This is a genomic window from Synechocystis sp. PCC 7339, assembly GCF_019924095.1.
Taxonomy (GTDB): Bacteria; Cyanobacteriota; Cyanobacteriia; order Cyanobacteriales; family Microcystaceae; genus Synechocystis.
Map to the genome: position 1 here is coordinate 2044025 of NZ_CP063659.1, position 14343 is coordinate 2058367.

Consider the following 14343-nt stretch of genomic DNA (forward strand, 5'->3'; position numbering starts at 1 on the left):
CAGAGAAGAATAGATTTTATGTTTTTTTATGATAATTCTGTAAGTCATTGAGAAATACCAAGTCTTTGTCTCACTTCATCCCAACTTGATCCAGTGGTCGTGTCCTGTTGATAGTTTGCCAATCTGCTATCAAGCTCTTGCTTTTGAGCATCCGTCAAAAATAACTTATCGTCACAATCCAGAATGCTGTCCCAGAGGTCTTCCGCAAGTTGAATGCGCTCAGCGATGCTGAGTTGAGAAATTTCGACTTTGAGGAGGGGATGACTGTTCATAGTCTATGGGAGTTTTGCAGGTCGCATAGGAATGGTCAACAGATTGTTAAAAATCATACCGTTCACCAATCCTAGCAATGGAACTTTTATGCAGTTTAGACGGTACTGATCGCCATAAAAACTAGTTTTAAGCTCCGACAAATTTGAGGGAAACACCGTTCATACAATAGCGCTTGCCGGTGGGTTGGGGGCCATCGTCAAAAACGTGGCCTAGATGGCCGCCGCACTGACTGCAATGGACTTCGGTGCGGGTCATAAAAAAGGAGCGGTCGGTGGTGTAGCCCACTGCCCCTTCAATGGGTTGGTAAAAACTGGGCCAGCCCGTACCAGAGTCAAATTTAGTTTCCGAGGTAAACATGGGGGTGCCGCAACCCGCACACTCATAAATACCGGCTTTGTAGTTTTTGTCCAGGGGACTACTGCCGGCCCGTTCGGTGCCATGTTTACGCAACACTTTGTAAGCTTCCGGGCTCAACTGGGCTTGCCACTCGGCATCGGTTTTGGTGATGGGGAAGGTTTCTTGAGTCTTAGTCATGGGTAGAGGTTGCTGTTGTTTCGACTGGGCGGATCCTAAATACTGAGAGAGCCAGATGCCCCCTAGGGAAGCGGTGCCCACTTCTAAAAGGTAACGTCTTTTCATGGTGAAAGTTGGATGGGTGAGGTACGGGAAACTTAACTGGTGGGATTACGAAGTTGGGCAGTTTGTACGGTTAGGCTTAGACGGCGATCGCCCCGGAGCAGTTCAAGTTTGAGAGCTTTGTTTAGACCGGCTTGTTCTACTATGCGCTGGAGACGGGCACCATCGCTAATGGGAGTACCGTCCACCGCCACAATTACATCTCCCCGACGGATACCGGCTCTTTCAGCGGGGGTTCCAGGCAGTACCTGCATTACCAAAATGCCATTCACTTCCGGAATAATGAAAGGGGAGTTGGGATTACGATTATTTTGCTGGGCTTGGTCCACCGTGATATTCATCATTTGCACCCCAATGTAGGGATGGGGCACCGTACCACCGGCGGCGAGAGTATTTTGGATCGCTTTAGCTTGATCAATGGGAATGGCAAACCCAATCCCAGTGGCATCAGCCCGGATGGCGGTATTAATACCAATCACTTCTCCCCGGGCATTGAGCAAAGGGCCACCGGAATTACCAGGGTTAATGGCGGCGTCAGTTTGGATAAATTCCACCCGCTTATCAGGAATCCCCGCCTGGGCAGCCGATCGCCCGAGAGTGCTAATAATTCCCAGGGTAACTGTGTTATCCAGTCCCACCGGATTGCCCACGGCGATCGCCCAGTCCCCCACTTGCAGATTGCTGGAAGTGCCTAAGGGCGCCATCGGCAGAGGAGAACCCTGGGGCTCAATTTTCACCACCGCCAAATCTGTTACTTCATCGGTGCCCCGCACTTGACCGTCAAAGGTGCGGCCGTCCCGGAGGGTCACCACTACCTTACTAGCACCGTCCACCACATGGGCGTTGGTGAGGATAATACCGCTGTTATCAATAATGAAGCCACTACCCTGCCCAGCAATGCGCCTTTCTCGGGGAGGCACGGGGAAGGATCTACCAAAAAATTCCTGGAAAAACGGATCATCCAAAATGGGATCAGTGCGACGGGTTACCACCGTTTCCGTGTCGATACGCACTACCGCCGACCCTGTGCGGGACACCGCCGCCGCCACAAAACTTTCTGTTGTCAGCGGAACCGATGCCTGGGCTGTGACCATGGAAGCTGGGGCTAAGTTGTCCGCCGCCGCCACCCCATGGGGCAGATTAGCGATACCAAAAGCAGTGCCCACTGCAAAAGCCAATAAGTAACCGCCGATGCGGCGTAACCAGGTGGGATATTTCATCGTCTCCAAATACGCATTAGCAAGGATTTACAGAAATTTTCACTTTTGCCATTTTAACAGGGGCGATTTTATCTAAGAATCCGTGCAAAAAGCTTTTCCACACCACCGGTTTTTAGATGATAGACCAGCCCAAGCAAGCTTTAAGGGCAGGAATGGAAGTTTCTCAACGGTTTCTTAAGAATGGATTGCCCAAACCTGGGTCGGCTGGGTGTTACTGCCCCACAGGCTAGTTTTTCCCGAGTTTATCCCCCGTGATAGGCTGATGGGGGGAGGAATCAGCCAGTCTGGCAACCTGCTACGATCGCCTCCTACTAAACGGCCCTCTTTCCCTTTGCATGACTGCATTACCGCCATGGCAGAACCCATTTCCCTGTTGTTAGTTGATGATGAACCCGGTGTACGGGAATCCGTGCAGGCATTCCTAGAAGATAGTGGCGATTTTAAGGTGGACTTAGCGGCCAATGCCACGGAAGCTTGGGACTACCTCCAGCACCATTTGCCTGCTTTGGTAATTTCCGACATTATGATGCCCCAGGTGGATGGTTATCAGTTTTTGCAAAGGCTCCGGGAAGATGCCCGCTTCCAGTCCCTGCCGGTGGTGTTCCTCACGGCCCGGGGTATGACTGGCGATCGCATTCAGGGTTATCAAACTGGCTGTGATGCTTTTCTATCCAAACCCTTTGACCCCGATGAGTTGGAGGCGATCATCCGCAATTTGTTAGCCCGCCAACAGGCCAGTAGTGATGCGGGCAGTGAGTCGGCTAAGTTACAGGAAATTTACCAAGAAATCCGTGCCTTGAAGGAACAAATTGGCCAACCCAGCGGCATCCACACTACCCCGTCGCCGATCAAGCTGGATTTTACCCCCAGGGAACAGAGCGTTTTAGATTTGGTTTCCCAAGGCTTAATGAACAAGGAAATTGCGGCCCAGTTAAAGACCAGTGTCCGTAACGTGGAAAAGTATGTCAGTCGTTTATTCACCAAAACTGGGACTAATAGCCGCACTGAATTAGTTCGTTTTGCTCTGCAACACGGTCTGACAGAATAACCCTAATCAGGTCACAGCAATTATTGGTTGAACCGGTCTTTTTTGATTTTTCCCAAGGTACTATGTCTGAAAATTTTGCTGTTGCTACACCGGTGCGGGTAGGAATTGTCGGTACTGGCTATGCGGCCCAACGCCGAGCAGAAGTTTTCCAAGGCGATCGCCGTAGTCAGTTGGTGAGCTTTTGGGGGAACAGTGAGGCCAATACGGCTAAATTTGCGGATACTTTTGGGGTTAGCCCCCGGCAATCTTGGCAAGAATTAGTTAATGACCCAAAGATAGATTTAGTGCTCATTGCGACCATTAACCAGCTCCACGGGGCGATCGCCGAGGCGGCCTTACAAGCAGGGAAACATGTGGTGTTGGAATATCCCCTGGCTCTGACCTATGTCATGGGCAAAAAACTACAACAGTTAGCCCAGGAAAAGGGGAAATTACTGCATGTGGAACATATTGAACTGTTGGGGGGAGTACACCAAGCCATTCGCCAGAACCTAGGCAAAATTGGTGAGGTTTTCTATGCCCGTTACAGCACCATCATGGGACAAAATCCCGCTCCCCAGCGCTGGACCTATCACCATCAACAATTTGGTTTTCCCCTGGTGGCGGCCTTGTCCCGCATCAGCCGGTTTACGGATTTATTCGGTACGGTGCAACAAGTTAATGCTCAATGCCGTTTTTGGCCCCAGCCTAATCCAGATTATTTTCGCGCCTGTTTAGCTACGGCCTATCTTCAGTTTGACTGTGGTTTAAAAGCAGAGGTTATCTACGGCAAGGGGGAAGTATTTCACCAGAATGAGCGGACTTTTACCCTCCACGGCAACCAAGGCACTTTAATTTTTGTGGGGGAAACGGGGCAGTTAATTCAGTCCCAAACGGCAACCGAGATTACCGTTGGTAGTCGTCGGGGACTATTTAAACAGGATACGGAAGCGGTGTTGGATTATTTGACTACTGGCAAGTCCCTTTATGTGGATTTAGATGCGAGTTTATACGCCTTGCAAGTGGCGGAGCTTTGTGCCCAAGCTTGCCAAAACACTGTGGCAAATTAATTTTGTTTAGCTTAACTAAATAATAATTAACCAAACAAAAATTGGCAGATATAAACCGCCGAAAAAATTCCCACCACGTCGGCCATTAACCCCGCCAGAAGAGCATAACGAATTTTTTTAATGCCCACTGAGCCAAAGTAAACTGCCAGTACGTAAAAGGTGGTTTCCGTTGAGCCAAACATAGTGGCCGCAGTTTTAGCAGTAAGAGAGTCCGGGCCATGTTGCTCCACCAAATCTGCAAACAAGCCAAAGGAACCACTACCAGAAAGGGGACGCATCAGGGCTAAAAGCAAGTTATCGGGAGGAAAGTTGATCAAGCTTAATACTGGACTAAGCACCGTCAGCAACAGATCCAGCATGCCCGAAGCCCGAAACATGGCGATCGCCACTAGCATCGCCACAAGGAAAGGAATAATGCGTACTGCAATGGTGAACCCTTCCTGGGCACCATCGACAAAAACTTCGTAAACTTTAACTTTTTTGACTACTAGGCCATAAAAGGGAATGCCACAGAGCAAAAAGGGAATAACATATTTTGCTCCGGTGTTAAAAATATCGGCGACGGATTCCAGCATTGTTTTTTAATTGACCCAACAAACTAATTAAATTCTTCTTCTGGTTCTACGTTAGTAGGCAAAGCAAAAATTTTGAGCCGAGCTAAAAGTTTAGCCGCAATAATGGCGGTAACAGTGGAACAGGTCGTAGCTAAAATGGTGGAAAAAAAAATGTCATTGGCCGCGGTGCCCATTAAGCCCACCACCGTAGCCGGCAAAATTAATTGCACACTGGAAGTATTAATGGCCAAAAACATACACATGGCATCGGTGGCCGTATCTTTACGGGGGTTAATTTCTTCTAGCTCCTGCATCGCTTTCAAGCCCAAAGGAGTGGCCGCATTGCCCAGTCCCAAAATATTGGCGGACATATTCAGCACAATGGAGCCGATCGCCGGATGATCCGGGGGCACATCGGGAAATAACTTGAGGGTAATGGGTCTGACCAACTTGGCAATTAGTTCCACTAAACCGGCCGCTTCGGCAATTTTCATCATGCCCAACCACAGGGCCATAATGCCAATTAGGCCAAGGGAAAGTTCCACCGCTGTCCCGGCACTATCAATGGCAGCCTCGGTCACTGCGTCAATTTTGCCCGTTACTGTCCCGGCCACCACCGACAGCAAAATAATTGCAAACCAAATGTAGTTGAGCATAACCCCTGGGGTAAACTTCCCCCATCCCAGACGGGGAAAGCAAGAACCTTGTTTCAATGGGGGTTAGCCAGGAGATGGGCCAAAACACTCCCAACCTCCCTCAATTGATCGATCTGATCCTAGTCCGTATGGTAAATGCGCCTTCCATAAAGTTCTGTAATGAAACTCAAATGCCCCGATAGCCAATCGTTGAGTTGGTCGGGATGATAACGCCAACCCCAGTTACCCGCCGCAGTGCCCGGTAAGTTCATACGGCAGTCATTGCCTAAACCCAAAATATCCTGGAGAGGAAAAATAGCCAGGGTGGCCACGGAACTAGACGCCAATCGGATCATGCTCCAATGGATGCCTTCATCGCACACACAGCCGAGGTAATTAATTACCTTTTGTTGATCTTCCTCCGAGCGGGCTTCGAACCAGCCCACCGTGGTGTCGTTGTCGTGGGTGCCGGTGTAAACCACCGCATTGCAATTGCTGTAATTGAAGGGCAAGAAGGGATTACCCCGGTCGGAATCAAAGGCAAAATGGAGCACTTTCATGCCGGGGAAGTTAAATTCGTCCCGCAGGGCTTCCACTTCCGGAGTGATGACCCCCAAATCTTCGGCCACAATGGGTAAATCATTGCCGAGGGCTTTGCCCAAAGCTTGGAAAAATTCTTTGCCTGGCGCTGGATACCATTGCCCATTTTCAGCAGTGGCTTCCCCCTGGGGCACTCCCCAGTAGGACTCAAAGCCCCGGAAATGGTCAATACGGACAATGTCTAAATATTGCAGGTTGGCTTTGAAACGCTTAATCCACCAAGCAAACCCTGTGGTCTTGAGGGTTTCCCAATCGTACACCGGATTGCCCCAGAGTTGCCCTGTGGCACTGAAATAGTCCGGTGGCACCCCAGCCATCATGGCCGCTTCTCCGGTTTCGAGGTCGAGGCAAAAGTTTTCCGGATTGGCCCAAACGTCAGCGCTATCGTGGGCAACGTAGATGGGCAGATCCCCAAAAATGGCTATGTGCCTTTGGTTGGCGTAGGCTTTGACCTCTTGCCATTGGCGAAAACCAAGAAACTGCAAAAATCGATGGTATAAAACTTCTGTCTTCAGGCGATCGCCCCAGACTTTCAGGGCTTCCGGTTCCCGCCAGGCGATATCTTTATCCCATTGGTGCCAACCGGCTCCATTGTGGGCTTCTTTGATGGCCATGAAAAGTGAGTAGGCTTCTAGCCAATGGCTTTGGGCTTGGCAGAATTCTTCAAATTCCTGCTGAATGGCTGGGCCTATGTTGGTGCGGAACTGGGCAAAGGCCTGTTTTAAAACCTGGGATTTATAGGCGATCGCTTGGTCATAGTCTACTCTGGGATTGATAAATGGAGGAGCTTGGTCTAGTAAACTCGGTGGTAAAAATCCTTCTTCGGCTAGGCGATCGAGGCTAATCAACCAAGGATTAATGGCGAGGGCAGAATAGCAAAGGTAAGGGGAATTACCAAAGCCGGTGGGGCCCAGGGGCAATATTTGCCATACACTCTGGTCTGCGTCCGCCAAAAAATCGATGAACTGAAAAGCACCATCCCCCAAGTCCCCAATGCCGAAACGACTGGGCAAGGAGGTGGGATGGAGCAAAATACCGCTACAGCGTTTATCTAACATGCAAGCCTAGGAAGGAAAATCTCTCTCCAGATTTAACATATCGAACGGGCCAAGAAATGGCTTTACTAGTTTTGGGGGCGCTACTGTCAAGATCTGTTTATAAAGCCATGGGATCACAGCGAATTTCTACCTGAAAGCCATCTGGGTCGTAAAAATAAATTCCCCTACCCGTCGGTCTGGTTACCGGCCCTGACGCAATGGCCACCCCGTGGGCCTCTAACACGGCGATCGCCTGGTCGAATTGCGCTGGGGCAATGTCAAATGCCAAGTGATCAGTGCGGGTGAAGGATTGGTGAGGATCCTCTGCCGGGGGAGATAAATCTGGTGCCGCAAACAGATCAATTACGGTGCCATCGGGGGTGATGAAATTGCTGACTTTTCCTTGCTCCACCATGGTTTTGAGGGTAAGGGGCACATCTTCCCCCACTAACGGTTTTAGTCCCAAAATATGGCCGTAAAAGTAGCAGGATTTTTCCATATTTTTGACGTTCAAAGCAATGTGGTGCACACGCCGTAAACTACCGATGGGTAAACCAGAAGAAAGAGTCATGGTGGGAGAAATGGCTCAACGATCAACACTGTCCCTGTTTTAATGGTTGATGGGCGGTTATGCCAAATTTTTGCCGCCAACTTCCACTTTTCCTCTGCCTTTGTCTCAATCATTTCCCCCCGACCGATCCATCCCGCTCCAGCCGGAACAAACCATAGGGGAGTTGGGAGAACAAGCTCTGTTGGCCCAATTGCAAAAGTTTTCCCCGGCGGAGATAACTGGGGATGATGCCGCTGTGTTCGATTTACTTAACTCGGATTCCCTGGTAATCAGCACTGATATGTTGGTGGAAAATGTCCATTTCAGTGAGCAAACCACCTCTGCTTTTGACATTGGTTGGCGGGGAACGGCGGCCAATTTATCCGATTTAGCGGCCATGGGGGCCACACCAACGGGAATCACTGTGGCGTTGGCCTTACCTCCCTCCACTACGCTGGCTTGGATTTTAGCAGTTTACAAAGGTTTGACTGCCTGTTTAGAGCCTTGGCAGACCCCTATTCTTGGAGGTGATGTTTCCCGATCGCCACTTAAAACCATTAGCATTACAGTTTTGGGTCAAGTCCCCCAGGGTAAAGCCCTGTATCGTCACCAAGCCAAGGTAGGGGATTGGCTTATTGCCACGGGAGACCACGGAGCATCTCGAGCGGGCTTAGCTTGCCTACTCCATACCCATGGTGAAGAGTTGTTAACTACGGAGCAGAGGAATTTATGGCAACGGGCCCACCAACGTCCCCAGCCCCGCCTGGACCTGGTACCTTCCCTTCTCAGCTTGGAAACTACCATTGGAGCCATGGATAGTAGTGACGGCCTCGCTGATGCCGTATTACAAATTTGTCGAGCGAGTCAATTGGGGGCCGAATTATGGGCAGAAAAACTTCCCATCCCCGAGGGATTAACAGCTTGGGTTGGACTGGAAACAGCCAGGGAGTGGACTCTCTATGGCGGTGAAGATTTTGAATTAATCCTAGCCCTACCCCCCTTGGCAGCACAAAAATGGCTAGCGGCGATCGCCTCTTTGGATTTACTCCCTGACCGCCGCCCCCGGATTATTGGCAAAATCGTTACAGGAACGGAAGTATTTTTAACCTCTGGCAATGGGGTCAAGGAAAAGCTATCTTTGCAGGAAGGATTTCAACATTTTCATGCTTGATCAGTGGTTAAAATGTCTGGAAAAAGAATTTTATGGATATAAAATCACCCCAAGCAAGCTCGGTTACGTCCCTGGGACTTAGCACTATATAAAGCCTGATCTGCCTCACCAATGATCCTTTCAACGGTGTCTTCGGCGGTGGGAATTATGCTACTGATGCCAATGCTAATGGTCACATGTTGACTGACGGAAGAACCTTCGTGGGGAATGGCCAAAGCGGCGATCGCCTCGAGCATACTTTCTGCCATGGCCAAAGCGTCTTGCTGATTCGTATTAGGCAAAACTACCACAAATTCCTCGCCACCGTAACGGGCAACTAAATCAGTGATACGTTTGGCAATATCCACCAAAGTATGGGCTACTTTTTGCAAACAATCATCCCCCTGTTGATGACCATAAAGATCGTTGTAAGCTTTGAAATAATCAATATCTACCAGAATTAAAGCCAATGGTTTTTGTTCACGACAATGTCTTTGCCATTCCTGGGCTAAATACTCATCAAAACGACGGCGGTTAGCAATGTGAGTTAAACCATCAATATTGGCTAATAATTGCAACTGTTGGTTAGCTGCTTGTAATTCCAATTCCATTCTTTTTCGATCAGTAATATCCCGCACCGTTACAGCAAAACCATCCCCTAACTTCACCGCCACAAAATGATACCAATCAGAATTAGCAATGGGAAAATAAATATCTTGGGTTAAAAAAGTACCCGTCTCCACCAAGTTGACAAATTGATCAAAAAGTTGAGGATCTAAACGCTGTAAAAAACGCTTCAGTAATACCCGGCCAATTAAATCCTCCCGACTCCGGTTAAAAGCTTTGGAAAGAATGGGATTAATCACCAAACAACGAAAATCCTCAATGTCCCCCGTTTGGGGATTACGCACCGCTTGCATGGCTGCAATGCCGTCTAAGGCGGAATTTAAGACACTGGAAAGTAGGGCCCTCGACTGGTAAAGGACTTCCTCCGCTTCTCGACGCTTTCTTACTTCTCTTTTGAGGGCTATTCGCTGTCTTTGAATGGTAAGCTGACCCTCTATACGAGCTACCACTTCTTCGATTTGAAATGGTTTGGTAATGTAGTCTACCCCACCACATTCAAAAGCTTTAACTTTATCAAAAGTGTCCCCTAGGGCACTGATGAAAATAATGGGAATATCCTGTAATTCTTCTTCTTTTTTGATCATTTCACAGACTTGATAGCCGTCCATATCTGGCATCTTGATATCCAGCAAAATCAAATCCGGACGTTTAACTTGCAAGGTTCTAAGGGCCATTTTGCCACTGGTAACGCTCCGCACTGTGTAGCCCAAATTAACCAGTAAATCACTCAACAATTGCAGGTTGTTAGGCAAGTCATCTACTAACAGAATATTTCCCTTTTTTTCATCCGCTTTTTCCATGACAATTACTACGATAAAGGCTCAATTAGATCGAGAATTTTTTCAAATTCAAACCTACGCACTAATTTAGTTAGATTTTGCTCCAATTCTGACCCTGAAGCGGGAATTTCTGCTATCAATTTCATTACCTGCTCAGTATCAGCTTCCAAAAGATAATGGGATAACTGAGTCAACCAGTCCTGGGACATAATTAGAAAACTCTCTGGTTTCAATGCTGTGTCTCCTTGGCCATCGTTTTTCTCTGGGACTGACTCATAAACATATGTTACTCCTAAATGTTTGGTCAAGGCGTCAAAAATGGTATTTTCCCGGAATGGCTTACGGAGAAAATCATCGCATCCTGCAGAAAGCACGATCGCCTTTTCTTCCTCTAGCACACTGGCCGTTAGGGCCACCACCGCCGTTGCATTGCCTTTGACCTGACCTTTGATGTGTTTGGTTGCTTCATAACCGTCCATCACTGGCATTCTCATGTCCATGAAGATTAAATGGGGCTCCCAGCTCTCCCACAAGGCGATCGCCTCCTGACCGTTACTAGCTTCTTCAATTTCAAAACCAAAGGGAGCGAGGAGTTTGATTAGTAATTGACGATTCACACTCTTATCGTCCACCACCAGGATTTTATAGGCCGGTTGCCCCGGGGTGAGGGCAAGAACTTTTTTAGCAGAGTTGGGCTCCCGACTTAAAGTTATTTCTCCCAAATCCACCAAAATCGAAAAGCTAAAGGTGGTCCCCTTGTCAACCACACTACTAACGGTAATCTCCCCTCCCATTAACTTAATAAACTGACGGGTAATTGCTAAACCCAACCCGGTGCCTTCTTGGGCATTGCGCCCGGATTCTGTTTGGGAAAAAGCCTCAAATAAATGACTTAGCTCGACTTCACTAATACCTTTACCCGTATCTTGAATGGTGAAGTCTAACCAATATTTACTTTTAGATTCTGTTTCTGTCTCTTCATCCACCAATTCCCCTTGCTCCACATTTCTAAAGTTACTAGTTAGCACTACTTCCCCTTCCGTTGTAAATTTAATTGCGTTGCTGAGCAAATTTAGTAAAATTTGTCTTAGCTTAATTTCGTCACCATAAATGTATCGGGGTAAGTTATGGTCTCGAATAAAAATTAATTTTATACCTTCGTTAGACGCTTTAAGATGGAGCATATCCTCCAGATCGTCTAGTAAAAGATAAAGGTCAAAATGATGGGTATTTAAATGGGTTTTACCAGCTTCAATTTTAGAAAAATCAAGGATATTATTAATCAAACTTAATAAATATTCTCCGCTACGTTGAATAATACCAGCATTTTCATATTGCTCCATTGGTAAGTTTTTGGTACGCAACATTAACTGAGAAAAGCCAATGATGGCATTAAGGGGAGAACGTAGTTCGTGGCTCATATTGGCTACAAATGTGCTTTTGGCCTTAGCTTCACTTTCAGCTATTTCTTTTGCCCTTACTAGGTCAACTTGCTTTTGTAGCGATTCATTATATTCTATAAGAATTTTTTCTCTTTGGGCTCTTTCTAATTCCCTTTGTTGATAAAGTTCTTGGAGTTTTTGGTTTTGATCTATTAATATTTGATTAGTCGTAAATAATTGATTTTTAGATCTTTCATTTTCACTGAGAACCGCATTTAAAACTAGGGTGGTCATACTGATGCAAGCCAAAATTGATTGCAACAATAAAAGTTGATTTTTGATGACAATTTTTTCTTGGTCTAGGGCAAGGATTAATACTAATAGTCCAGAAACAACAATTGTTAATAGGGAAGATCCAACTTCGGTGAAACGAAAGGCTGACCAAAGCAAAAAGGGAATGAGTAGATATTCAATGGGATAGCCATTGGCAATAATTTTAACAATTAATAAAACGCAAAAAACTATGATAGTCGCTTCTAACCATTGTTCTTGTAGTAACTTAATAAATGCTTTGAAGTTATGGCTGCAGGCAATAATAAAAGGAGTAAAAATCAACAGAGCAAAAGAATCACTTAGTAACCAAGTATAGGCGACTTCAGAATATAAATTAAAAGGAATTTTATCAAATAAATATAATAAAAGTGGGCAAATAATGGCGGCGGGTAAACGACTGCCAAAGCAGACAAAAATAATAAATCTAATAATATTTTTTATCTTAGAGAATAGATAATTTTCCGCTGTGAGTCGATGGCTAAGATAAATCGAAAAAAGATTAACTAAACCAACTACTCCGGTAATTGCCACCGTTAACATCAGATTGGCAGTGCTTTCTAAACCGTGGAGGGCCATGGCTTCCCCCAATAACAATCCCCCCAACATGCCCGGCCAGACTGGGTAGCCCCAAATGGCTAAAAAACCGACAGCAATACCAGTGGGAATCCAAATTGGTGATGAAGCTGTACCCGCATAGGTAATAAATAATTGGGAAATGTAGGTGGCTCCATAGATGGCGATCGCCGTTATGACTTGCTTCTGCCAGGAAACTGATGGAAAATCAACCAAGCTGTTGAAAAAAGTATTATTAATTCGCATTTTATCTTCTATTTTTTTACAGAAAAACACTTAAGTCATGATCTGAAATGTGATAAATTTTCCTGATTTTCCCAAAAATGCTGACGAACTTAGATAAACCTAGGTGTTCTTTTGACCACAGTCTGCCAAGACAGGGAAACTGGTTGCCTATCTTTTCTCCCATCTCCCAGGAAAGAGTTCCAGCACTAATCCTACACTCTATTGAGTTGGTTTGATAATTTTATCCATGGCAAATCGGCGTAAATTTTCTCCCCCTATGGTAACGGTTTCTTCCGCTGTCACAACAAATCCTCTGGACTCGAAAAATGGCCGAGCCACCATACTTGCTTTGGTCTGAAGTTGACTTACTCCGTTGGCAAGGGCCAACCGCTCCACCGCTTGCATCAGCATAGTGGCAATGCCCCGACGGGCAAAGGTTGGATGGACAAAAAGCAAATCAATTAATCCAGCGCCATCGTAGCCAATAAAGCCGACAATGGTTGCTCCTTGCTCAGCCACAAGTATCACCATGGACTCCAGGCGATCGTGCCACCGTTGCTGGTCTGGTTCAGAGGGGCCCCAAGCATTCAGTTGGGCTGGGGAATAATGTCTAATGCCTAACTGATGGACAGCTTCAGTGAAGACGTGAATAATATTGTTTAAATCTGAAGGGCGATATGGGCGTAGATAGACAGTGTTCACTTTCACTACTTTGTGACAAAAAGTTGCTAATTTTTTTGCTAAGAACTAAGTTTGCAATAAAATTAATGATAAAAGTTGAAGAGCAGGGGGAATCGCCACCATGGTTAAAATTTCTAGTGCCTTGGTCGCTTTAATTGCTTTCCTAGGGCCCTTTGGTCAAGTCGCCGGCGCGAAGGAAAATGGCCCCAAACAGATCATTGCCCCACCTATATTGGCCCAAGCTGGGCAGGTAGATCTGGTCTACAATCAAATGGGCCAATCCATGGACGGTGCTTTACAAGAAATTTTGCCTTTTCTTTCGGTACTAAGCCAACTGGAGCAAGTACAAACTGATGAACAACTATTAGCATTGACTCACCAGCTCCGGCCTATGGCCACAAGAATTACCACTAATTTTAGCCAAGCTTACCAAGCAGGGGAGTTGATGTTACCTCTTCTGCCGGCGGGCACGGTGCAAACGGAATATCTCGGCACCATTGTGACCTTGAATGGTTTGGGGGCGTTGGCTTTTTCCCCCTGGCAAGAAATTTTCACCACCATTGAACAGGCCTATGCCATACAGAACACTGCTCTTTTGCAAACGGCGATCGGACAAATTCCCCAGGCAGCGGAGAAGTTAAATCAGTTTGCCGGTCAATTTCAGATGGTGGTGCAACAGGGACAACAAATACAAGCGGCGCAGGTTACTGCCCCTAATAATCTTAGTGTTGCCGAAGCTCAAATGATGTCTAATATGTCCCGCATGATGCACGAGACCAACATGGACATTCTCAACAATATGGGTTCCGATGGAGAGTGGCGCCTCAACTATGGTACTGGCCAGCAAGAGTATCAATATTATTAAGTTTTATCGATAAAATTGAGCCAATTTTGCGAATCTATTAGGAGTTTAATGGCCAGTGGTTCGAACTTCAAGTTGATTGTGAATCAAGTCTCCTGGGGGCTGGGAATAAGACTTTGCGTTTGAATA

14 protein-coding genes are annotated in these 14343 nt (G+C 46.8%); 4 read left to right on the top strand and 10 right to left on the bottom strand.

What is annotated here, in order from left to right; genetic code table 11:
• Positions 1-44 precede the first annotated feature (44 nt).
• The 3 genes from IQE94_RS09670 to IQE94_RS09680 form a co-directional block, all read right to left on the bottom strand.
• The gene (locus IQE94_RS09670) at positions 45-272 is read right to left on the bottom strand and encodes an addiction module protein (RefSeq protein ID WP_212717829.1); all 228 of its coding nucleotides are present in this window, start codon (positions 270-272) and stop codon (positions 45-47) included.
• A gap of 127 nt (positions 273-399) precedes the next feature.
• The gene (msrB, locus tag IQE94_RS09675) at positions 400-912 is read right to left on the bottom strand and encodes a peptide-methionine (R)-S-oxide reductase MsrB (RefSeq protein WP_190597593.1); all 513 of its coding nucleotides are present in this window, start codon (positions 910-912) and stop codon (positions 400-402) included.
• A gap of 32 nt (positions 913-944) precedes the next feature.
• Positions 945-2129 (bottom strand): HhoA/HhoB/HtrA family serine endopeptidase, encoded by a 1185-nt coding sequence (locus IQE94_RS09680; RefSeq protein ID WP_212717831.1) that lies wholly within the window; start codon positions 2127-2129, stop codon positions 945-947.
• Between the two features lie 352 nt (positions 2130-2481).
• Between IQE94_RS09680 and rre1 the strand changes: the two genes are divergently transcribed.
• Both rre1 and IQE94_RS09690 read left to right on the top strand, forming a co-directional pair.
• Positions 2482-3177 (top strand): two-component system response regulator Rre1, encoded by a 696-nt coding sequence (gene rre1, locus IQE94_RS09685; protein ID WP_212717833.1) that lies wholly within the window; start codon positions 2482-2484, stop codon positions 3175-3177.
• 62 nt (positions 3178-3239) lie between these two features.
• Positions 3240-4226, top strand: coding sequence for a Gfo/Idh/MocA family protein (locus IQE94_RS09690; protein WP_223341815.1), 987 nt, complete (start codon positions 3240-3242; stop codon positions 4224-4226).
• A gap of 26 nt (positions 4227-4252) precedes the next feature.
• Here IQE94_RS09690 and IQE94_RS09695 read toward each other — a convergent pair whose 3' ends face one another.
• The 4 genes from IQE94_RS09695 to IQE94_RS09710 form a co-directional block, all read right to left on the bottom strand.
• Entirely contained in the window at positions 4253-4801 is a 549-nt protein-coding gene (locus IQE94_RS09695; protein ID WP_194016237.1) for a spore maturation protein, read from the bottom strand.
• Between the two features lie 23 nt (positions 4802-4824).
• Positions 4825-5436: a nucleoside recognition domain-containing protein gene (locus tag IQE94_RS09700; RefSeq protein WP_194016235.1), complete on the bottom strand. Its 612-nt coding sequence runs from the start codon at positions 5434-5436 to the stop codon at positions 4825-4827.
• Positions 5437-5555: 119 nt separating this feature from the next.
• On the bottom strand, positions 5556-7073 hold the full coding sequence (malQ, locus tag IQE94_RS09705; protein ID WP_212717837.1) for a 4-alpha-glucanotransferase: 1518 nt from the start codon (positions 7071-7073) through the stop codon (positions 5556-5558).
• Between the two features lie 97 nt (positions 7074-7170).
• On the bottom strand, positions 7171-7623 hold the full coding sequence (locus IQE94_RS09710; RefSeq protein ID WP_212717840.1) for a VOC family protein: 453 nt from the start codon (positions 7621-7623) through the stop codon (positions 7171-7173).
• A 49-nt stretch (positions 7624-7672) separates the two neighbouring features.
• Between IQE94_RS09710 and thiL the strand changes: the two genes are divergently transcribed.
• Entirely contained in the window at positions 7673-8773 is a 1101-nt protein-coding gene (thiL, locus tag IQE94_RS09715; protein ID WP_212717842.1) for a thiamine-phosphate kinase, read from the top strand.
• A gap of 44 nt (positions 8774-8817) precedes the next feature.
• Here the strand turns inward: thiL and rre2 are convergent, their stop codons facing one another.
• The 3 genes from rre2 to IQE94_RS09730 form a co-directional block, all read right to left on the bottom strand.
• Positions 8818-10179, bottom strand: coding sequence for a high salinity-induced biofilm formation responseregulaton Rre2 (gene rre2, locus IQE94_RS09720; RefSeq protein WP_212717852.1), 1362 nt, complete (start codon positions 10177-10179; stop codon positions 8818-8820).
• Positions 10180-10187: 8 nt separating this feature from the next.
• Positions 10188-12692, bottom strand: coding sequence for a high salinity-induced biofilm formation sensor histidine kinase Hik12 (hik12, locus tag IQE94_RS09725; RefSeq protein WP_223341817.1), 2505 nt, complete (start codon positions 12690-12692; stop codon positions 10188-10190).
• Between the two features lie 198 nt (positions 12693-12890).
• Entirely contained in the window at positions 12891-13379 is a 489-nt protein-coding gene (locus IQE94_RS09730; RefSeq protein ID WP_223341818.1) for a GNAT family N-acetyltransferase, read from the bottom strand.
• A 94-nt stretch (positions 13380-13473) separates the two neighbouring features.
• Here IQE94_RS09730 and IQE94_RS09735 point away from each other — a divergent pair, with 94 nt between their 5' ends.
• Complete coding sequence (locus IQE94_RS09735; RefSeq protein ID WP_223341819.1) at positions 13474-14217, top strand: hypothetical protein; 744 nt, start codon at positions 13474-13476, stop codon at positions 14215-14217.
• The last annotated feature ends 126 nt before the right edge of the window (positions 14218-14343 follow it).